The organism is Thermicanus aegyptius DSM 12793, assembly GCF_000510645.1.
Lineage (GTDB): Bacteria > Bacillota > Bacilli > Thermicanales > Thermicanaceae > Thermicanus > Thermicanus aegyptius.
In genome coordinates, this window is sequence record NZ_KI783301.1 from 2,464,466 (window position 1) to 2,485,230 (window position 20,765).

A 20,765-nucleotide genomic window follows, 5' to 3' on the forward strand; every position below is an offset into this window, starting at 1 on the left:
GTTGCTCCTCATGAAATCCGCCCATGAGCCGCTAAATCCGGTTCTAAGGGAGTGGCTTCGCAACCGGTCCAAGGCATGGGAAGGGAGGGGAAAGGAATGAAGGTTTTAATGATCAGTACGGAAAAGCTTCCGGTCCCCAATATTCGAGGCGGAGCCATTCAGACTTATATTTGCGGTGTGATGGGCTTGCTTGCAAAACGGCACAAAATCACCATTCTCGGAAGGACGGATCCCGACTTGCCGGTTGACGAGATATCGGGAGGGATTCGCTTTGCCCGTGTCGAATCCAATGGCCAGTTTGATGTCTACCGGAAGAATGTGATTGATTTTCTGAAGAGAGCTAAAAATCCTTACGATCTCATCCATATGTTTAATCGTCCCAAATTGGTGATCCCGGTGCGGCAGGTATATCCCGATGCCCGTATCCTCTTAAGCATGCACAACGATATGTTCAATCCCGGGAAGATCAGCCGGAGTGAAGGGGAGGCCGCCGTCGAGGAGACGGAAAGAATCATTACGATTAGCGATTTTATTGGAGAAAAGATCTGTAAAGATATTCCCAAAGCGGTCGGCAAGACAAAAACGATTTATTCCGGCGTTGACTTGAAACGGTTTATTCCCTGGTCCATGTCGGAACAGGCGCGGCTCACGAGAAATCGGCTGCGGGCGGAATACGGCTTGACCCATAAGAAAGTGATCTTATTTGTCGGCAGGCTCACCCCTAAAAAAGGACCCCATGTACTGATCCGGGCGATGTCCTATTTGAAACAAAACAATGCGGCACTCGTCCTCGTGGGAGGTTCCTGGTACAGCGATAACACCATCACCGATTATGTGGCTTACGTGAAGGCTCTGGCTGCCCGCTCCCCGCATCCGGTAATTATCCCGGGGTATATTCCCACAGATCAGATTCATCAATGGTTTTCCGTTGGAGATGTGTTCGTTTTAACCTCACTGTGGGAAGAACCGCTGGCACGGGTCCTATATGAAGCGATGGCCTCCGGGCTTCCGATCCTGACCACCGCACGGGGCGGAAACACGGAAGTGGTGCAAAACAACGGCTTGATCGTGAAAAATCCGGAAAACCCGCAGGAATATGCTGAGAAGCTCGATGAACTATTTTCCCATCCCAAACGCGGGCAACAAATGGGAATGAATGGGCGGCGCATGGCGGAAGAGCGATTTAGTTGGAACCGGGTGGCTGAGGAGATTTTACACGTGTGGGAAGGAAGCGGCTGAGATGTGGCGTTACACCGTTCGTCCAGGAGTTGGAAAACAATGAGGATTTTAGTAACTGGGGCGGCGGGTTTCATAGGCTCCCACCTCTGTGAACGATTGCTTCAAGAAAGAAGCCATGAAGTGATCGGAGTGGATGCCTTTGTCCCTACCACCCCAAGATGGATCAAGGAAAGAAATCTCTCATCTCTGGTTAAACAACCCGGATTCTTCTTGGTAGAACAAGATTTGCTCCATCTATCCTGGGAAAAGCATCTGGAGGGCATTGATGTGGTTTATCACCTCGCCGCGATCCCAGGGGTGAGATCGAGCTGGGGGGGAAATTTCCCCGATTATGTATCCAATAATATCGTGGCTACCCAAAGATTATTGGAAGCCGTAAAGGACATCGCGCCGCAAAAGTTCATCTACATTTCCACCTCATCGGTCTATGGAGAAAAGTGGGGACAGATCGATGAATCGGCAAGCACCGAGCCTCTATCCCCATATGGAGTGAGCAAACTGACGGGAGAACATCTCTGCAGAATCTATCGGGCCAACTACGGCATCCCCGTCGTCATCCTCCGATATTTTACGGTTTACGGTCCCAGGCAACGGCCGGATATGGCATTCCATCGGTTTATACGAAAGGTGTTCGAGGGGAAGCCGATCCCCGTGTTTGGAGACGGAATGCAGTCGCGTGATTTTACTTATGTCACCGATTGTGTTGAAGCCACCTATTCTGTGATGAATGCTGAAAACGTGATTGGAGAGACGATAAACATTGGAGGAACAGAAAGAGCTACCGTATTGGAATCCATTTCGATCTTGGAACAGTTGTTCGGTTATCCGATCCCTATTGACAAGAAAACTGAAGCCCGGGGGGAGCCCAAGCATACATGGGCCGACATATCCAAAGCAGAAAGGCTCTTGGGTTATCGACCGAAGGTTTCCCTCCGGGAAGGGCTCCGCCTGGAAATAAAAGATTTGTCCCGATTATATCGGACTGATCATAGGAGCTTACCTGATCCCTAAGCCACAAAGAAAAGGGTAGGTTTCGGCACTATGAATCTGCCGAATTCCTACCCTTTGTCATTGGATCAGACTTTTTCCTCTTTTAACTTTTTCCTCTCCTCTTCTGCTAAAACACGCCTTAGTACCTTGCCCACCATCGTCTTCGGCAGTTCGCTCCGGAATTCATAGAGGCGGGGAACCTTGTAAGCCGCTAATTTCTGCCGGCAAAAGCGATCCAGTTCCTCTTCTCCTAAGGAAGCACCCTCCTTTAATACCACGAAGGCTTTCACGGTCTCCCCCCGATACGGGTCCGGCACGCCCACCACAGCCGCCTCTTTGACCGCAGGATGAGTAAAAAGAACTTCCTCCACTTCCCGGGGGTAGATGTTATAGCCGCCGGCGATGATCATATCTTTTTTCCGGTCAACGATATAAAAGAACCCCTCTTCATCCATATATCCCACGTCGCCGGTGAGGAGCCACCCATCTAAAAAGGCTTTCTCCGTATCCTCCGGCTTCCGCCAATACCCCTTCATCACCTGCGGTCCCCGGACGGCAAGCTCTCCGACTTCACCGGGCGGCAAATCCTCCCCGGAACCCAGACCAACGATTTTCGCCTCCGTATCGGGCCAGGGAAGTCCGATGCTTCCCTTTACCCTTTTTCCGTAAATCAGATTGGCATGGGTTACCGGAGAGGTCTCCGACAGGCCGTACCCTTCTACCAATTTCCCTCCGGTCAACTCTTCAAAACGGGTCTGCACCTCTACCGGCAACGGGGCAGACCCGCTGAGGCAAGCCTCAATGGAGGAGAGGTCATATCGTTTTATCTCCGGATGGTTAATGAGGGCGATGTACATGGTGGGTGCTCCCGGAAAGAGGGTGGCTTTTTCTTGATGAATTAATTTCAGGATCTCCAAGGGGTTAAACCGGGGAACCGTAAGGATGGACGCTCCGATCAGCAATCCGAAGTTTAGCGCAGCCGTCATGCCATATACATGGAAGAAGGGGAGGGCCGCCACCATCTTCTCCTTTCCTGGTTGGGTCTTATAATTCCAAGCTTTGGCTTGCAGCGCATTTACCACCAAATTATGATGGGTAAGCATCACCCCCTTCGGAATTCCCGTGGTTCCACCGGTGTATTGAAGGAGGGCGAGATCTTCGGTGGGATCGATCTGCGCATGGATCGGACGATCTGTTACCGCTTTCATTTCTGCCGTCAATGAACGGTAGGTTTGGTCATATGGAATCTCCGGAAGGGGCTTTCCACTCCGCTTTTGCACCCAAGGATAGAGCAGATTTTTCGGAAAAGGGAGAAAATCCTTGATTCCCGTAAGGAGAATATACTGTAGCGAGGTTTTTTCCTTCACTCCACTAAGCATTGGATAATGCTGATCCAATGCGACGATCACCTTCGCCTCCGCATCGTTCATCTGGTTTACCACCTCCCGCTCCACATAGAGGGGATTGGTTTGCACCACCACGCCTCCTGCCATGAGGGTCCCGTAAAAACAGAAGATGTATTGGGGGGTGTTCGGCAGCATGATGGCCACCCGATCCCCCTTTTTCACGCCCAATGAACGCAACAGGTGGGCGAAGCGGTAGGAAAGACGGAGCAATTCTTTGTACGTCACTCGTTTTCCCATAAAGTAAACCGCTTCATGATCCGGAAACAAGGAAGCGCTATCTACCAGAATCTGATAGAGAGGGATGCGAGGATACTCCAGATGATGGGGGATCTCCGGGGGATACTGGGAAAGCCACGGGTTCATAACCATACGAATTCCTCCTTTTTCTTTCACCCTTCCAAGGTTTCTCCCTATATAGATAGGCAATATTCGCATACATATGCCTTTTTCGTCACGAATTGTACAAATATTTTATCATGGGAGGGGAAAAAAAGCGAGAAAAAAATGAATGGTTGTTCATTCACCGGCACGATCCGGTTCATCTGGAGAGAGGATCGAAGGTCGCCTGCGGTTTACGGGGACAGGGGAGCGAAGCATAATATCCTTAAACGCCCAGCGATGAAAAGGAATCATGGGCCACAGGTAGGGGAGGGTGATGGACTTGGAGAAAAGGAGGAGGAAGAACCAGAAAAGAATGCCCCCCAACAAGCCGAAAGGGCCTAACAGATAGGTGGCAAACAGCAGGGTGAGACGAACCAAGCGGTTGGCCAGACTTAATTCATAACTGGGCGTGGCAAAATTTCCGATGACGGCTACCGCCACATAAAAGATCACTTCAGGGACAAAGAGTCCCGTGCTCACCCCGATCTGTCCCAAGATGATGGCGGAAACAAGGCCTAGGGCAGAAGACATGGGGGAGGGAACATGGATGGAGGCCATCCTCAAGATATCCACACCGATCTCCGCGACGAACAATTGCCAAAAGAGGGGTACGTCCCCCTTCTTGTTTACATCCAGAAAGCGGAGCGACTCCGGCAATAAGGAGGGATGCATGGCAAAGTAAAACCAGATGGGCAAAAGAAAGACGGAAACGAGGATCGCCAAAAATCGGACCCATCTGAGATAAGCCCCCACCACAGGCTTTTGGCGGTACTCCTCCGCATGCTGGAGATGATGGAACAGGGTGGTGGGAGTAATCATAACGCTGGGGGAAGTATCCACAAAAATGAGGACATGTCCCTCCAAGAGATGAACGGCGGCCACATCCGGCCTTTCCGTATAACGGACCATGGGAAACGGATTCCAATTTTTTTGGAAAAGAAACTCCTCCAGGGTCTTTTCGGCCATGGGAAGGCCATCGATTTGGATCGATTGAATTCTCCTCTTTACTTCCTGCACCAAGTCGGGATCGGAGAGATCTTCAATATAGGCGATGACAAGGTCCGTTTTCGAGCGTCTGCCGACGGTCATATGCTCCATGCGAAGGGAGGGGTCCCGCACTCTCCGCCGGGTTAACGCCGTATTGTGCACGATCGTTTCCGTATAGCCGTCCCGGGGTCCGCGGACAACCTTTTCAATATCCGGTTCTTCGGGACCTCTGGCAGGATAGGTTCGGGCATCCATAACGAGAGCCTCTTCCTCCCCGTCGATGAAGAGGACGAGCGGTCCGCTCAATACCTGCTTCACACAACGGGAGATTTCCCGTTCCCTGTACAATTCGAGATAGCCGATATAGGTATAGAATAATTGATCCAGAGGATCCGGCTCCAAATCTGACGGCTTCATCTTGGCCAGATTAATGGCAAGGATGTTAAGGACTTCATCTTTCACGAATCCTTCAATAAAGTAAAGTGCCATCTCCTTCCCGCCATAAATCCAACGGCGGCATATGACATCGAAACTCTTCCCCACTCCAAGGGCTTCATTCATTCTTTTGATGTTCTCCTCCAGTTTTCGGTTTACCTTGATCCCCTCTAGCGCTTCTTTTCTCCGCGTTTTTTGAGACATCAATCCGATCCTTTCTATCATGGATGACTTCATGATTATTTTTTCCCCATAGATTCTCTCTTTATGAAAAAAGAGGATGATTTATGGTCCGATCGGGTTTGTTTCGTGTTCGGATAATGCATTTTTGAGGAGGTTCCGCACCCTTTCCCTCTCCCCGGCTTCCACCACAAAGAAATAAAGGATATGGCCCTTGTACGGAAGGAATCGATCTTTTCCCGAAAGGGTGATGTTTTCAAGCTTGATGATTTTATTTTCTTGATAATCGTGGGCCAGTCTTTCCAGTTCTTCTTGGGTTAAATCCGTCTTCACATGATCCCCCAGAATGTCCATGAGATCACTCAGGTTAAATAAGGTAAGATTCTTCTCCGCCTTCTTAAGCAACGCCCGCATCACCTGTTGCTGACGGGCAATCCTCTCAAAATCGGAATCATCCCTGCCGATGTCACTTTTCCGATAGCGGGCATAATCGAGGGCCTCTTTCCCGTTCAATCGTTGCTTCCCCGGTTTAAGGTTAATATCGGTGCCATCGGAAGGATCCCTGTACTTCATTCTTTTCTTCACATCCACCTCAATCCCCCCAAGGGCATCGATCAGACGGCGGAAACCTTCAAAGTCGATGGTGATGTAGCGGTCGATGGAGATCCCCAGGAAGCTTTCCAGGGTATCCTCCACCAAGGGGACTCCGCCGAGAAACATCGTATGGTTGATCTTCTCATGTCCATACTTTATCGTTTTGATCCGAGTATCCCGGGGAATGGAGAGGAGGGTTACCTTATGGAGGATCGGATTAATCGCGGCGATCATCATGGTGTCCGAGCGGGCTTTCGCTTCTCCCCGTGAATCGATCCCCAAAATGAGGAGGGTAAAGGGACGAAGCTTCCGGCTCCGTTCCTCCCCTTTTTTAACCGCATTCCCCACACCAATGGGGGGAGGCTCCGGAACCAAGCTCATCTGCCGGTTCTCGGACCCTTCATCATAAATGCGGTCAAACAGATGCTTATATTGGTACATCCCATAAGCAAGGCTGATGAGCAAAAGGAGAATCGGCACTCCCACAAAGAAAAGGAGGCTTTTTTTCCATTTGAGCAGCGCTCTCACCCCTTTCTAGCAGTTCTTTCAGTAATGCGCCACCATCGGATCGGGATTCCCCAACACCTTTTCTTCGAGCGTGAAAAACGCCTCGTTTTCATCTCCTTACAGATCTGGTATACTAGGGTTTGTACGTGTTACGTAGTAAAGAAGGCAGGTCTTCCCATGACCAAGATCCTCATATCCGGTTATTATGGATTTCATAATGCAGGGGATGATGCCGTTCTCTACGGGATTTATTCTTCCTTGAGGAAGCTGGATCCAACCGTAGAGGTGACGGTGCTGTCCAATTCCCCGGAAGAAACGATGCAACTATTTCAAATACATGCCGTAAACCGCTGGAACGCCCTGGATATCGTTAAGGAAATCCGCCGCGCAGATCTGGTGCTTTTAGGGGGAGGAACCCTTTTGCAGGACCGGACAAGTCCCCGAAGTCCTTTATACTATCTGGGGATCGCCGGTTTGGCGAAAGGGATGGGAAAACCTGTCTTCTTTTACGGTCAGGGATATGGGCCCATCATTCACCCGTTTAGCAAGCGGATCATCCGCTTTCTCCTCAACCGGGTCGATGCAATCACGGTGCGGGATTCCCTTTCGGGGGAAGAGATGCGCTCCCACGGGGTAACGAAGGTTCCCATCTATGTGACGGCCGATCCGGCCCTCACCATCGATCCCCTGGAAGCCGATCTGGAAGATGCCCGCAGGAGGTTGACAAAACATCAGGTGGATCCGGACGCTCCGATCGCATATATCGCCATTCGAGACTGGAAAGGGGAGGAGCACTTTAAAGAGGAATTGGCCCGTTGCGGCGACAATCTCTCCCGGTTAGGATGGCAGGTGGTTTTTCTCTCCATGCAGTATCCCCATGATCATTCCCCATCCGTCGATGTAATGAGCAAGATGAAGAACCGGGCCGTTCTCATCGACCAGCCGTTAAACTTTAAAGAGATTATGAGCCTGATCGGATTAGGCCAACTTATGATCGGCATGCGTCTTCATGCTTTAATCCTGGCAGCCATTATGGGGGTTCCCTTTATCGCCCTCTCCTATGATCCCAAGATCGACCGTTTTGTAGAAAGCGTGGGGAAAAGTTCGCCCGTACGAATCGAAAACCTGGACGGAGATGCTTTGATGGAGGAGGTGAAGGAGATCCTCCTTCGCCTCCCGGAAGAACGGATGGAACTAAAGCAACGGATCGGTCCCATCACCGACCAGGCCTTCGAAAGCGCCCGGCTTCTCTATCGCCTTTTGGAAAAGAAGAAACAGGAGGAAAAACGATGAAGAAATGGACCAACATACTCCTCTTCCTCTATCTTACTTACCCTCTCTTTGATTATCTGATCCGACGTTTTCTCCCCCTCCCCATCCTCCCCTCCATGTGGGATGAAGGCGTTCTCCTGATCCTCCTCGGGGCAGTCCTCTTCACTACCCTTTCCGGCGAGCGGAGGCTCCCTTCCCTTAAGGTACCCATGCTTGCATTTACCATGCTTGGCGCAGCCCACATCGTGATCGACATCCCTAATCTTGCCGCCGATTTAGAGGGATTTCGGGCTGTCTTTGAATATGTTCTCCTCTTTTTCATCGGTTACTATCTCATCGAGGATCATCGAAAAGCTATTCAGTCTCTGCATCTTATTTCCGCCGTCGCCACCTTGGCCGCTCTGGTAGGGTTTGCCCAAGTAGCGATGGGCGTGGAGACTCCCTCCAGTTGGACCGATGCGGCGGAGCAAGGGATTGTTCGGGCCTTCTCCTTCGTGGTAAGTCCCAATGTTTTGGGCAGCTATATGGCCCTCATGATTCCCATCGCCGTCGGTCTCTTTTTCTACGAAAAGAACGTCTGGCTGAAAGGCTATTACGCCCTCGCTTCCCTCCTGCAGCTCGGGGCTTTTGTTCTCTCGGGATCGAGGGGAGCTTGGCTTGCCCTCCTCCTCTCCCTTCTTCTTATCTTTGCCCTGATCAATTGGAAGTGGGCCCTGGGGGGAGGAATGGCGGCAGTCCTCGGGGGATTTCTTCTCCCCCCCATCCGGTCACGAATCTTAAACCTCCTCTCCCCGGAGTACCTGGAAAAGAGCGCTAGTGACGGGCGGATCGCCCGCTGGTTGGGCGCTTATCATGAGATGCGTTTCGACCCCTTCTTTGGCCGGGGCATCGGCCATTATGGAGGAGCGGTGGGGGACCGCTATTTTGGAACCACTTACGTGGACAGTTATTACTTTAAGACCCTGGCGGAATTGGGTCTGCCCGGCGTTTTGCTCCTCGCCTGGCTCCTTTTTTCGGTGGGATTTCTCCTCTACCAACTGTGGCGCACGACGAAGGGCAAACGGGAATTTTTCCTCCTGGGAGGGATCCTGATCGGGCTTATTGCGGTCATCTTCCATAACGGGGTCGAGAATATCTTCGAGGTGCCTTTCATGAACAGTTATTTCTGGTTTCTTACCGGCTTAATGCTCTCCTACCCCTATTGGGGGGAACATGGAAAAATGGGAACCGAGGCGTTAAGCCAAGAAAGGAGGGCCGCATAATGAAGAAAAGAAGCCACAGGGTACGGGACTTCTTCTTATGGCTCCTTCTCTCCCTTTACCTTTACTTTGCCTACCATCTGCTGGTTTTGCCGGCCTTCATGGAGCTTTCCGTCATCGGCCTTCTTCTCCTGCTCGCCTTTCTCCTCCTGCTCTTCTTCGCGCTGAAACGAGAGGAGCGGAAGCCGTACGCCGTCTTTGCCTTTCTTCTCCTTTTGGCCGATAAAGGGATCCAAAACCTAAAGGTGTGGGAAGGAACCGGTTTTTATCTGGGTCTTCTCTTTCTCCTTTTCTTCCTCTATCTGATCGCCAAAGGATACGGGAAATTGCCCCATGCAGCCCTTTTGTCCATGTTTATCACCCTCCTGATCCCCCTATTCATCATCGGAAGGACCGATTTGCCGATCCTCTCCCATTTCACCATCGCGTGGAAATCGGACCCGATTTATCTGGGGAAGAGCATCGATTATTTCCCTTACCTGCTGGAAGACGTGAATGGAGACGGGAGGCCGGAGATCGTCACCCTGGGAAATGAGAAAGAGATTAAAGCGATCAACCAAGAGGAGCAGAAGAACCCCTCCCTGAAGAGAGAACCTCAGTTGATGCAGAAGGAAGAACCTTTGCGCCTCTATATCTACGGATGGAAAGCAGGGAGGATGGAAGAACTCTCCTCCGATGGCGTCGATACCGCCGCCCTCTACCGGGAGCTTCGAGCCGATTATCCCGGCTTTCCCTATTATGCGGTGGAGGAGGGACGTTTGGTCCCCACCATCCAGAGAAAGAGCCTGGCCGAGGGGATGCTCCAATTCGGTGCCAGCCCCTTTCGGGCATTGGAACTGGACCTCCTCTCCCTTACCAGCAGGCTAAATGAAACACAGGGCCTTTATGACCGGGTAAAGGAGTTTCAGGGCTCCTCCTACCACGACCTGTCTCTTCTCCCCGGAGAGATTCGAGGGATGAAGGGAACAACCCCCTTCTCCCACCCCACCGAGGCGACGAAGATCGTCGGGGTGATTCATGTAGGGAATGAGGAAGGGCTCCTTCTTCAAGGGAAAAACCTCACCCTCCTCTTCATCGGAAAAGATGGTAAGGGGAAGGAATTCCCCCCCTTAACGCCCGAGATGCTCCCTGATCTTCCCATGTCGGAAGCCCTCGTAGCCGATGTGGATGGAAGTCCGGGAGAAGAGGTGCTGCTCTCCTTCCCCACGGAATCGAAGACGACGGCCAAGATTTTAAAGCCCTCTCCCGATGGGAAATGGGAGATCCTCTGGAGCGCCAAAGACAGCATCTTCCGCTTCGAAGGGACATGGCGCGGAGCAGACGGCAAAGAAGAGATCATTGCTTTGGATAAGAGCCGTTTGAGCGGACATCCCCGCCGTTACATGACCGGCTACCATTATGCGGACAACGCCTTGGTCCAGGATTGGCGCAGCTTTTTATCCTTTATCAACATCCGGGGAGGCGACTTGGATGGGGACGGCAAAGATGAGCTGGTGGTGCAGGTTTATCAGAAACATCAGATCTACGTCTTAAGACCCCACGCCATCCCGGTGACCGCCATCCTCCTCATTCTCACCCTCATCCTTTCAGGATGGCTGATCGGAAGGAGGTTTTACCGTGGCAAAGCGGCGTAAGTTCTTTCCTTTGATGCTCATCGCAGGAACGTTTTTTCTCCTCGCCTTAAGCGGTTGCTCCACCTATCCTTCGGGGGATCGGAATTTCGGCCCGACCGAGGAAGCTTCCCCTTCCGTGTCAGGGGGAGAAACGAAACAAACCGTCCCCTTCACCGAATTGATCTCCCACGCCGTTGAGACGAACCGAAATGCCCCCATGCTGCAGAAATTTTGGTTCTCCGGATGGGTGAGCAACACGGTGGAGAAGCGGAAGACGACCAGCATGTACAGTGGCGTGATGATCCTCCCCCACGGCTATTATGTGGATGCCCGCATGGCCGGAACGCCCTACCGCTACTACAAGTGGGACGAATACAATTTCCTCTGGACCGAGCGGGACGACTGGATGCGGGCCGGAGAAGATCAGTTCCCCCTTGATCCCTTCCTGGGTTTCGACTGGTGGATGCCTGCTCTGGATCGAGCCGTCTCGCTCCCCGACGAGGAGATTTTAAACCATCCGACCAAAGTGTTTGAACTGAAACTCTCCGGTGAGGAGATGGCCTCCCTCCTTCAGCAGCCCTTTTTTCCCGCGGAGGTGGCGAAGCTTTCCACCACTCCCGAATGGAAAAATCTCCTGAAACAAACCGAGGCGACGGCCACATTCTGGATCGGCGACGATACCTATACGAAGGAAGAGGTGGCAGCGCAGGCGAAAAAGGCCGGAAAAGGAGAAGGGGAAGCGGCCCTTGCCGAGTGGGTGAAGGAAAATCGCCTCACCTGGGATGAGAAGGGAAAGGTGTATCACCAGAATCCGATCTATCAATTCAACGTATTGATCGAAGCTCCGGTGCCGAAGGCGGGCTACATGAACCAGGAAATCTTCTTCCGCTTTTACCATTACAACGACCCGGCCATCAAGATCCAAACGCCTGAGGAGATTTTGAAGTACGTGGAGAATGAGAAATAACGTGAAGGGGCGCCACCTTGATGGTCGCGCCCCTTTCTCCCCTCAGTTCCAGTTGTACGGTCTTCTTTCAGATATTCCACCTGCCACATATGTTACTTTAACACCACATCTGTCTCATCCAATAGCGCTCTGTTTATACCTAACTCCGACAAAACTTTTTCCTGCGGAATGAAATCCTCCGTTTTTGCGTCTTCCATACGCCGTTCAGCTTCGAGTAGCAAAGGGTATTCCTCGATGGTTTCAATCATTCGTTCATACAACTCAGGATTTAAGAAATAGACGCCGGCGTATCCACTACGACATGGGGATGTTAATCCAGTGATTGAATTCCAAGAACAACCCTCGGTATTTCGTTCGCTCCTGCGTAACGTTTTTCTATGATGATTTTATTATTACTGATTAGAATCAAATCTGGTTGCTGTATCTCTTGGGGAATATCGACCGGAAGTGATTTAAGTTGATCTTTGTCTATACGGAACATCATCAATTCCTGTCCTTGCTTTATAGAAAAAATCAGGTTCCGGTAGACTCGAAATTGAATGATCCATTCCGGGAGAATCTCTTTTACTTCCTTAGTATGACGGTTCATCATCTGAAACTTGTGACTGGTCCAATCGCGAAAATACGTAAAATTAAGCGATACCAACCAATCTCCCGCCATTTCCGCATAACCGGGAACACGAGATTCCGGAGATTCCGGATACTTGCGCGGAGCTAAGATCTCTTCCGTTCTCCCTGTACGCAGGTCGTAGAGCTCATAATATCCATTCTTTTCATCTGCATCCGTCCAAAGAACGGTATCCTCCGCCATGAATGTAAAGGTGTTAAACAAGTTATAGGTTCTTAAGGTAGCCAGCACTTTTTTCTGATCCGTTTTAAGATCGTACAAGATCAACTGTGGGATTCTCCGCTCATCGATATCTACCCAGGTTACATAATCTTTGTACAAAAAGGGAGCATCGATTTTCATTCCCCCTGAATCAGGTTCATGGACGGAGATCATTTTTCTTTTACCTGTTTTTAAGTCCTGAGCAATAATCTTGTTTTGTGTTCCGTCAATTGTCGAATCTACCCATACTAACCAATTTTCATTTCCAACAATAGTCGGAATCGAGCTCGCCGAGAAAGAGGATTCATAGAATAGCTCTTCCTCACGGGTACGAAGGTTGTATTTGATGAGTTTGCACGTATCCGGGTTATGGATCGGGCGTACTCCCGCATAGAGGGTATCCCCCACGACGGCTCCCCAAGAGAAATCAATATAAGGCAATGTGATCAAATTCTCTTCCTTGATCTTTAGTCCCTGATCCTGTACCGAACATCCATTGACGAATATCCCTAGGACGGAAAACCACAGAATCATTTTCAATATACGAGGCAGCCTTTTTTCTCTGGGAAGAGGAACGGAAAGTGGATAAAGACGGATGCATCTCGTTACAGGGAAATACCTATGAAGTGGACTTAGAACTGATCGGGAAGAAGGTGCTGATTCGCTATGACCCTTTTCATCTAAAAGAGATTCAGGTGATGTATGAGGGAAAAAAATATCGGGATGCCGTCCCGGTTCACCTTTCACGTCTCCATGACAAGCGCGTCAAACCGGAGAAACCAAGAGAAGAGCCTGTACAGAAAGAGGAAACCGAACTCTCCTTCTTTTCTGCCGCAGAAAAGAAGCGTCTGGAACAGATCGGTGCAGAAGGGATGAACTATGCACAGATGAGGGGGAATGGAAAATGAGACCGGAAGAGCGCTGGGGATGGGTATCGATGCCGTTTCGTCGTGAAACGGAGCCTACTGGCTGGGTAGAGACGGCAAAACAAAAAGAGGCGCTGGCTCGCCTCCATGTGATGGTAGATCGGGGATACTTAGGGGTATTAACTGGTGAGATCGGTAGCGGGAAAACGACCCTGATTCGTAGGTTCGTTCACGAACTAAACCCGCTTACGTACCACCCGATCTATTTGTCGATGTCGGGGCTTAAGCCAAAAGATTTCTACGGGGAAATCCTTCGGCACCTTGGAGAAGAAGCCCCCTTCTCCTCAGTGAAAGCCAAGCGTCTCTTTCAAGAGAGAGTAGAGCAGCGCAGCTCCCAAGGGGAGAAACAATTGGTGGTGATCGTAGATGAAGCCCAAGATCTAAGCGATATGATGATTCTGGAACTTCGATTCGTCATGAACCACCAGATGGATGCCAAATCTCTCTTTCCTCTTATTCTAGTTGGACAACCCGAATTACGCAAGAGAATTCGTCTACGGAAGTATGAGGCGATTTGGCAACGAATCGGACTTAGTTACCATATTGGAGGACTAACCGAAGAGGAGAGTATCGTCTATATACGTCATCAAATGAAACAAGTAGGGGCGGGTATGCCAGTCTTTTCAGATAGTGCGGTTCACTTAATCCATGGAGCAAGTCAGGGGATCCCGCGCATCATAAACCAGATCTGTACGCAGGCGATTTACGATGCGGCGTTAAACGGACATGAAGTGATAGAAGATAAGCATATCCATCGGGTGCTGATTGACCAACAATTACAACGAGGGGCAGTCTAATTGGCTGCCTTTCTTTATACACATGATGTACAGATTTCACAATGAGTGGCATAAGCAATGCACTGATGTCACAGTCACCACAATGAGTGGCATGTGAAGAGATAAGGCTCTAAATCTGTAGTGATTCACAGTATCCACAGTATCCACAACGGACGGCATGTGTTGCTTATATTGATTGGTGATAGACTGATCGATTACTTGGCGGATTGGCGTTACAGAAGTCACGTAAATGACGGTGAGAATAAGACCGTCAAAGAACCTGATCGTCTACAAAGGAAAACTTTATTCCTGGAAGGCGGTTCATCGATCTGGAGGATCTCAACCGACAAGCCCTTCAATGGTGCGATGAGAAAAACCAACGGATTCACGGCACAACCGGAGAACGGCCTTGCGACCGCTTGTTGGAAGAGAAACAGCATCTTCCGTGGGAACAGCTACCGCTTAAAAGAGAAAATGAGGTCAGGGATTTACGGAACACCAACACCAGTCACACGGTAATCGCCGTGGGTGGGTCAATTCTAAAACGGCTAAAGTGGGTCAATTAAATTCCGGCCTTGACTGTAGTGAACATCTCTTATAGAATAATATGGATATGATTTAACGTAATCACAAGGAGTTAAGGGGTTTTAAATATGATCAAAAAACAAATTCTGTGGATTACACTAGTAGTAATAATTTTATCAGCTTTGTTTTACAAAACAATCTTTATAGAAGATAAAATCCTAGTTGAAGTTGAAAACTTGAATAGTAATCCGATAACTGATGGAAGCTTTATTTATTTCAATGAAACAATTAATCTACCAATAATAAAAACTGGTCAAAAATTTAAGGAGACTATTGATATTAGTCAGCAAAAAGGAGAAGGTAGCTTAAAATTTAAATTTAGAATAGGAAATGGTCATGTTAGAGAAATAATAGTGATTGGATATATGGAAGGAGGACAACCTAAAAATTATAAAGGTAAAGCATATATTAAAATAGATAAAGAGGGTAATGCGACAGTAAACCTAATAAAGGGGTATAGCTTCTGATCATTTGATGAAATTTCATTTTACTATATGAACTATATGAACTGTCAGCCTGGATAGCTGCTTTTCCAAATCACGTCGTGGAAACCGGGAAACCTGTTCTCTCCTTAGTAATATAAGACGCTCCTTATCGGCGATGGTTGTTAAGTTTACAATCATGACGTGATCAATTCTTCATTTTATTGTTATTGAAAAAAAAAAAGGGGGGCTGCCCAAAATAACTTTGACTTTGTGCAGTCCCTTTTTGAGTTAGTTCACAAAATCTGAATCTCTACCAATAAACAATACGGGTTGATTTTTGCTATTTAACTTTTTCAGATCCCCACTCTTATACAATTCAATAATGGCGTTTCTAGTTGTCGTAACACTACTATCCGTGCCTATGCCTTCATCGTCAGCTTTTAATCTACCTTCTCGATTGTTCCACAAATCCATTTCTTTTTCATAACTAGGTTGGTTGGTAGCACCGCCTTCATGAGCAGTTGTCCAATCATAAGCCCAGCTATAACTGTCAGTAAAACCGATAATCCATATATTCCAAGCTGCATGTCTAAAAGCGTCGGTATTGTCATTATGGCCGTTAAAACCAAATTTATACTCAGTAAAACTCGCGGCCTCATCACCGGCAACTAGTGCTCTAAATCCAAAGGACGGATTTTCATCATACAATTCCTCTTCTAGAGGATTGAGGTCTACCATCCCCTCTACTACATTATAGAAATAGGAATCTACGGCAGCAGCCGATACAGGAGTTTTGATCGTCACACTTTGTTCATTTGAATTTTTTCTATTGTATTTTTCAGTGAGTTTCACAAAGTATTCATTAATTTCATCGATTGTGGCATTAGGATGGTTTTCTTCATATTTTAGTAACTCCTCCAACAAAATATCTTTATATCGGTAATCAAGCTTCTTATGTGCTCCTGGAAATTTCTTGTGCGTTTTGAATTTGCCACTCTGTTTCTCATTTTTAATCTTTTGCATTTCTAAACTTTGTAATTTTGGTTCCTTATCCACTGTTTGTGCAAGCCCTGCTCCTGTTAGAGATCCGAGAATTAATAGAGTAGAAAGTAAAGTAGGAAGAATTTTTTTCATTACATACCTTTCCTTCCATATTATTGATTTTTACAGATGATATAAAATATGTTGTGTAAAGAAGAAAAGAAGGGAAAAGGGAAAAAGCTAGGAAACTTACGGATTACGGATCTAAACATAAAGCGAAGATCACCTTACTTTCAGTGATACAAGAAAGGGATTAGAAAATGCTCTATATGTTACAACAAATATATAGTGGTAAATGAGTTGCCCACATTCACTTGACTGACACGGGAACGACGTTAAGGTTGATCCCTCATATTATTGCAATATAATAAAGTGTAATAAAAAGACCTGATTCCGTGTTTTTTGCAAGAAGAAATTCCCCATTATTGCAAAGTTTTTTCCCCCTTAAATTGCAATATTAAATGCAACAACTCACAGTAATCCAAAATATGGTTATGATAAAGCCAAGTTTCGTAACTCTTCATGAAACGCATCGTTCGGTGAACAGTTGAGTCCGTATAATTGGTGTAAAATCAATCGTTCAGCTGGGTGACATCATACATAGGTGCCACCCCCGCCCTTTGTAACCGCTAAAATAGAATCAACAAATTCCGCTAAATAAGAATGAACAATTTCAACTTTACCATCCCTCTCCATCCTTGTCAATACCGAAATAGAATTCCCCAAAAATAACGGTTGAATTTTCCCCATTAGGGGCTATATTAGCCCCCCTAGGGGGGCGGGAAAATGGAATAATATGTTATTCTCCTTGCTCGTTTTGTTTATCGAGTTTAAAGAATCCGGCTTTCTTTTTCTCTTTAATCCTGTAACTCTCCCCTTTAATATTAATCGTACTGGAATGGTGTAGAAGCCGGTCTAGAATCGCTGTAGCAAGGACGTTATCCCCGAAGATCTCTCCCCAGGATCCATAGGATTTATTTGACGTGAGGAGAATTGAGCCTTTTTCATACCGTTCCGATACGATTTGGAAGAAGAAGTGGGCTGCCTCGTCCTCCATTTTACGATAGCCGATTTCATCGATGATGAGTAGGTGCGGCTTCGTATACATCTTCATCTTCTTTCGGATTGTGTTATTTCGATCGGCGATTTGTAGTGTCTGCACAAGATCATGAGCGGTCGTGAAATAAACCGTGTATCGTTCGGAGATCGCCTTTAATGCAAGTGCCACTGACAAGTGGGTCTTTCCGACTCCGGGCGGGCCTAAAAATATGGCATTCTCTTTATGTTCGATGAAGCGTAATGTGGCGAGATGTCTGATTCTCTTTTCGTCAATGGAGGGCTGAAAGGAAAAGTCGAACTGTTCGAGTGTCTTATGGTAAGGAAGATGGGCCTGCTTTGTTTTCAGCGTCACGTAACGATCGTTTTTGGCGAGGATTTCTTCTTGCAATAGGTTGTCTAAAAACTCCACATACGATATATTTTCTTTAGAGGCTTCTTCCGCAACACGGTGAAGGATTTCGGGAATCCGGGTCCATCCCAGTTGACTAAAAGCCTGCTCAAGCCGTTCTTGGAGGATCATTGGCTTACCGCCTCCTCTGCGAACTGCTCATAGTCTTTTAAACTTCTTTGGTGCACTTCGGGCGCATCGCTTTGTACGAGCCTTTGGGCAGGTGTGGAGACCTTTCGCGTGCTCGTAGTAGGGATGCCATCGTAGTGCTCCTTTTTTAGGATGACTTGATGCTTCCCTGTAGTTTATATGTGTTCGGCAATCTTTCGTTGCCCATGGAAAATAAGAATGCGACCGTTTTGTTCATCGAGTACCTCTACCTTTTGCCCAACATAGGAATAAGGGACTGAATAGAGATTCGATGGAAACGAGACGAGGCAATCGGAAGATACCTTACGTGAATGTCGATCGGCATTTTCAAAAGGAATCCCATTAAAATCATTGAGTTTCTCTAGGGCGAAACGGTCAATAGGTCTTTCATGTGTGGTCCCATGAATACGCACATTCGCATACGTCTCCATCCAATCACGCGCTTTCCTATTCAGCTCAGCAAGGCTTGTGAACGTTCGTATTCGTGGCCAGAAATTCTGTTTTACGTACTTTACACCATTTTCCACCTTTCCTTTGGTTCGAGGGCGATAGGGACGGCACCTTTTAAGAATAAATCCATGATGTTCGGCAAAGCGGGCAAATCGTTCGTTCCAGATAACCTCTCCTTTTTCATCGACTCCTGTGACCACGGTTTTCATATTGTCGTACAGGACGGTTTCCGTAATCCCGCCAAAATATTGCATGGCGCGAAGGTGGCATCCGATGAGTGTCGTAAGTTTCTCGTTTTCCATAAATTCAACATAGACCATGCGAGAGAATCCGAGTGTCATAACGAAAAGATGAAGCTTCTTTTTCGTTCCGTTCCAATCTACAGTAACCTCTCCCCAATCGACTTGCGCTTGTTTCCCAGGTGGAGTCTCAAAGCGTACCGTTGCCAATGCTTGTACTTGTGGTCGTAGAGGCTGCATAAAATCTCGCAAAATAGTAGGGCCGCCCTGATACCCCCTCTCACGAATTTCTTCAAGAAGGACAACCGCATTCAAACATCCTTCGTTCATACGCTCACGAATGTAGTCCTTGAATGGCTCTAATTTCCCGGGTCCCTTTTTCTGGCGATGGTATCCATCAGGTACTCCTTCCTTAAGCCATTTCCGGATTGTTTTTCGGTCCCTCCCCAGCCTTAGCAATTTGTTGAATGCTCATGCCTTTCTTTCTCATCTCATGAATCATGTAATACTCCCCATTGGAAGCCTAGATTTCTCTCCCTTCTGGGAGAGATTGTCCCCTACTTGTGGGGAATTTTCAACCGGTTATATTGGGGATTTTATCACCGATTTCTACACCCCAAAGGAAGGGGGAAAATAGAGCGCTTTTTTCGTTTCGTGGACACGAGTTTCCTCCCGGAAGCCTACCGAGCGATTGAACGAGGCAACATCCAAACATTAGAAGAGTTAAACCAGGCCATGACAGCGTGGATAGAAGGGTACTACCACGAACGGGTTCACGGCAGCACCAAACAAACTCCGCGAGAACGAGCTGCACAAAGTACCCGTATCCCTCGAAAGGTTTCCTTGGAGCAACTGGCAGACGTCTTTCTCTGGGAAGAGGAACGGAAAGTGGATAAAGACGGATGCATCTCGTTACAGGGAAATACCTATGAAGTGGACTTAGAACTGATCGGGAAGAAGGTGCTGATTCGCTATGACCCTTTTCATCTAAAAGAGATTCAGGTGATGTATGAGGGAAAAAAATATCGGGATGCCGTCCCGGTTCACCTTTCACGTCTCCATGACAAGCGCGTCAAACCGGAGAAACCAAGAGAAGAGCCTGTACAGAAAGAGGAAACCGAACTCTCCTTCTTTTCTGCCGCAGAAAAGAAGCGTCTGGAACAGATCGGTGCAGAAGGGATGAACTATGCACAGATGAGGGGGAATGGAAAATGAGACTGGAAGAGCGCTGGGGATGGGTATCGATGCCGTTTCGTCGTGAAACGGAGCCTACTGGCTGGGTAGAGACGGCAAAACAAAAAGAGGCGCTGGCTCGCCTCCATGTGATGGTAGATCGGGGATACTTAGGGGTATTAACTGGTGAGATCGGTAGCGGGAAAACGACCCTGATTCGTAGGTTCGTTCACGAACTAAACCCGCTTACGTACCACCCGATCTATTTGTCGATGTCGGGGCTTAAGCCAAAAGATTTCTACGGGGAAATCCTTCGGCACCTTGGAGAAGAAGCCCCCTTCTCCTCAGTGAAAGCCAAGCGTCTCTTTCAAGAGAGAGTAGAGCAGCGCAGCTCCCAAGGGGAGAAACAATTGGTGGTGATCGTAGATGAAGCCCAAGATCTAAGCGATATGATGATTCTGGAACTTCGATTCGTCATGAACCACCAGATGGATGCCAAATCTCTCTTTCCTCTTATTCTAGTTGGACAACCCGAATTACGCAAGAGAATTCGTCTACGGAAGTATGAGGCGATTTGGCAACGAATCGGACTTAGTTACCATATTGGAGGACTAACCGAAGAGGAGAGTATCGTCTATATACGTCATCAAATGAAACAAGTAGGGGCGGGTATGCCAGTCTTTTCAGATAGTGCGGTTCACTTAATCCATGGAGCAAGTCAGGGGATCCCGCGCATCATAAACCAGATCTGTACGCAGGCGATTTACGATGCGGCGTTAAACGGACATGAAGTGATAGAAGATAAGCATATCCATCGGGTGCTGATTGACCAACAGTTGCAACGAGGGGCAGTCTAATTGGCTGCCTTTCTTTATACACATGATGTACAGATTT

19 protein-coding genes and 1 pseudogene are annotated in these 20,765 nt (G+C 48.2%); 12 read left to right on the forward strand and 8 right to left on the reverse strand.

The genetic code is table 11. The annotated features are described in order from the left end of the window. The first annotated feature begins 96 nt into the window (after nucleotides 1-96). Nucleotides 97-1,239 carry a glycosyltransferase family 4 protein gene (locus THEAE_RS0113100; protein WP_028987787.1) on the forward strand — a complete coding sequence of 381 codons (1,143 nt, stop codon included), beginning with the start codon at nucleotides 97-99 and terminating at the stop codon, nucleotides 1,237-1,239. Between the two features lie 39 nt (nucleotides 1,240-1,278). Then, on the forward strand, nucleotides 1,279-2,250 hold the full coding sequence (locus tag THEAE_RS0113105; RefSeq protein ID WP_028987788.1) for an NAD-dependent epimerase/dehydratase family protein: 972 nt from the start codon (nucleotides 1,279-1,281) through the stop codon (nucleotides 2,248-2,250). A 65-nt stretch (nucleotides 2,251-2,315) separates the two neighbouring features. Here the strand turns inward: THEAE_RS0113105 and THEAE_RS0113110 are convergent, their stop codons facing one another. From THEAE_RS0113110 to THEAE_RS0113120, 3 genes are all read right to left on the reverse strand, one after another. Then, entirely contained in the window at nucleotides 2,316-4,004 is a 1,689-nt protein-coding gene (locus tag THEAE_RS0113110) for a long-chain-fatty-acid--CoA ligase (protein ID WP_028987789.1), read from the reverse strand. 147 nt (nucleotides 4,005-4,151) lie between these two features. Next, the gene (locus THEAE_RS0113115) at nucleotides 4,152-5,642 is read right to left on the reverse strand and encodes a spore germination protein (protein ID WP_039945192.1); all 1,491 of its coding nucleotides are present in this window, start codon (nucleotides 5,640-5,642) and stop codon (nucleotides 4,152-4,154) included. An 81-nt stretch (nucleotides 5,643-5,723) separates the two neighbouring features. After that, nucleotides 5,724-6,740: an LCP family protein gene (locus THEAE_RS0113120; RefSeq protein ID WP_028987791.1), complete on the reverse strand. Its 1,017-nt coding sequence runs from the start codon at nucleotides 6,738-6,740 to the stop codon at nucleotides 5,724-5,726. A gap of 156 nt (nucleotides 6,741-6,896) precedes the next feature. Between THEAE_RS0113120 and csaB the strand changes: the two genes are divergently transcribed. Genes csaB through THEAE_RS0113140 form a run of 4 tightly spaced genes read left to right on the forward strand, consistent with a single transcriptional unit; the run spans nucleotide 6,897 to nucleotide 11,830 of the window. After that, a complete protein-coding gene (csaB, locus tag THEAE_RS0113125; protein WP_028987792.1) occupies nucleotides 6,897-8,012 on the forward strand; it encodes a polysaccharide pyruvyl transferase CsaB in 1,116 nt (371 codons plus the stop codon). Continuing rightward, complete coding sequence (locus tag THEAE_RS20950; RefSeq protein ID WP_039944464.1) at nucleotides 8,009-9,253, forward strand: O-antigen ligase family protein; 1,245 nt, start codon at nucleotides 8,009-8,011, stop codon at nucleotides 9,251-9,253. Before csaB ends, THEAE_RS20950 begins: the two co-directional genes overlap by 4 nt. Next, on the forward strand, nucleotides 9,253-10,884 hold the full coding sequence (locus tag THEAE_RS0113135; protein ID WP_028987793.1) for a hypothetical protein: 1,632 nt from the start codon (nucleotides 9,253-9,255) through the stop codon (nucleotides 10,882-10,884). The genes THEAE_RS20950 and THEAE_RS0113135 overlap by 1 nt, the downstream gene beginning before the upstream one ends. Next, a complete protein-coding gene (locus THEAE_RS0113140) occupies nucleotides 10,868-11,830 on the forward strand; it encodes a hypothetical protein (protein ID WP_028987794.1) in 963 nt (320 codons plus the stop codon). Before THEAE_RS0113135 ends, THEAE_RS0113140 begins: the two co-directional genes overlap by 17 nt. A 92-nt stretch (nucleotides 11,831-11,922) precedes the next feature. Here THEAE_RS0113140 and THEAE_RS20955 read toward each other — a convergent pair whose 3' ends face one another. After that, nucleotides 11,923-12,078, reverse strand: a complete 156-nt coding sequence (locus tag THEAE_RS20955; protein WP_211233502.1) for a hypothetical protein — start codon at nucleotides 12,076-12,078, stop codon at nucleotides 11,923-11,925. Between the two features lie 62 nt (nucleotides 12,079-12,140). Further along, nucleotides 12,141-13,199 carry a hypothetical protein gene (locus THEAE_RS0113150; RefSeq protein WP_028987795.1) on the reverse strand — a complete coding sequence of 353 codons (1,059 nt, stop codon included), beginning with the start codon at nucleotides 13,197-13,199 and terminating at the stop codon, nucleotides 12,141-12,143. Between THEAE_RS0113150 and THEAE_RS0113155 the strand changes: the two genes are divergently transcribed. From THEAE_RS0113155 to THEAE_RS0113170, 4 genes and pseudogenes are all read left to right on the forward strand, one after another. Next, complete coding sequence (locus tag THEAE_RS0113155; RefSeq protein ID WP_281169609.1) at nucleotides 13,199-13,567, forward strand: Mu transposase C-terminal domain-containing protein; 369 nt, start codon at nucleotides 13,199-13,201, stop codon at nucleotides 13,565-13,567. The two genes, THEAE_RS0113150 and THEAE_RS0113155, sit on opposite strands and share 1 nt — an antisense overlap. Then, nucleotides 13,564-14,382: an ExeA family protein gene (locus tag THEAE_RS0113160; RefSeq protein ID WP_028987797.1), complete on the forward strand. Its 819-nt coding sequence runs from the start codon at nucleotides 13,564-13,566 to the stop codon at nucleotides 14,380-14,382. Before THEAE_RS0113155 ends, THEAE_RS0113160 begins: the two co-directional genes overlap by 4 nt. A 272-nt stretch (nucleotides 14,383-14,654) precedes the next feature. Further along, nucleotides 14,655-14,792 (forward strand): annotated as a pseudogene (locus tag THEAE_RS23575) (IS21 family transposase); the annotation flags it as partial. Nucleotides 14,793-15,014: 222 nt separating this feature from the next. Then, the gene (locus THEAE_RS0113170; protein WP_005584824.1) at nucleotides 15,015-15,413 is read left to right on the forward strand and encodes a hypothetical protein; all 399 of its coding nucleotides are present in this window, start codon (nucleotides 15,015-15,017) and stop codon (nucleotides 15,411-15,413) included. A gap of 246 nt (nucleotides 15,414-15,659) precedes the next feature. On the opposite strand, the gene THEAE_RS22160 is transcribed toward THEAE_RS0113170, so the two are convergent. The 3 genes from THEAE_RS22160 to istA form a co-directional block, all read right to left on the reverse strand. Continuing rightward, nucleotides 15,660-16,505 (reverse strand): DUF6973 domain-containing protein, encoded by an 846-nt coding sequence (locus THEAE_RS22160; RefSeq protein ID WP_052330005.1) that lies wholly within the window; start codon nucleotides 16,503-16,505, stop codon nucleotides 15,660-15,662. A 706-nt stretch (nucleotides 16,506-17,211) separates the two neighbouring features. Then, nucleotides 17,212-17,991: an IS21-like element helper ATPase IstB gene (gene istB / locus THEAE_RS0113185; RefSeq protein ID WP_005584827.1), complete on the reverse strand. Its 780-nt coding sequence runs from the start codon at nucleotides 17,989-17,991 to the stop codon at nucleotides 17,212-17,214. A gap of 173 nt (nucleotides 17,992-18,164) precedes the next feature. After that, a complete protein-coding gene (gene istA / locus THEAE_RS20965; RefSeq protein ID WP_005584828.1) occupies nucleotides 18,165-19,157 on the reverse strand; it encodes an IS21 family transposase in 993 nt (330 codons plus the stop codon). 195 nt (nucleotides 19,158-19,352) lie between these two features. Here istA and THEAE_RS20970 point away from each other — a divergent pair, with 195 nt between their 5' ends. Together THEAE_RS20970 and THEAE_RS0113200 are read left to right on the forward strand one after the other, a co-directional pair. Further along, a complete protein-coding gene (locus THEAE_RS20970; protein WP_245605558.1) occupies nucleotides 19,353-19,913 on the forward strand; it encodes a Mu transposase C-terminal domain-containing protein in 561 nt (186 codons plus the stop codon). Continuing rightward, nucleotides 19,910-20,728: an ExeA family protein gene (locus THEAE_RS0113200; protein WP_028987799.1), complete on the forward strand. Its 819-nt coding sequence runs from the start codon at nucleotides 19,910-19,912 to the stop codon at nucleotides 20,726-20,728. Before THEAE_RS20970 ends, THEAE_RS0113200 begins: the two co-directional genes overlap by 4 nt. Nucleotides 20,729-20,765: the final 37 nt, after the last annotated feature.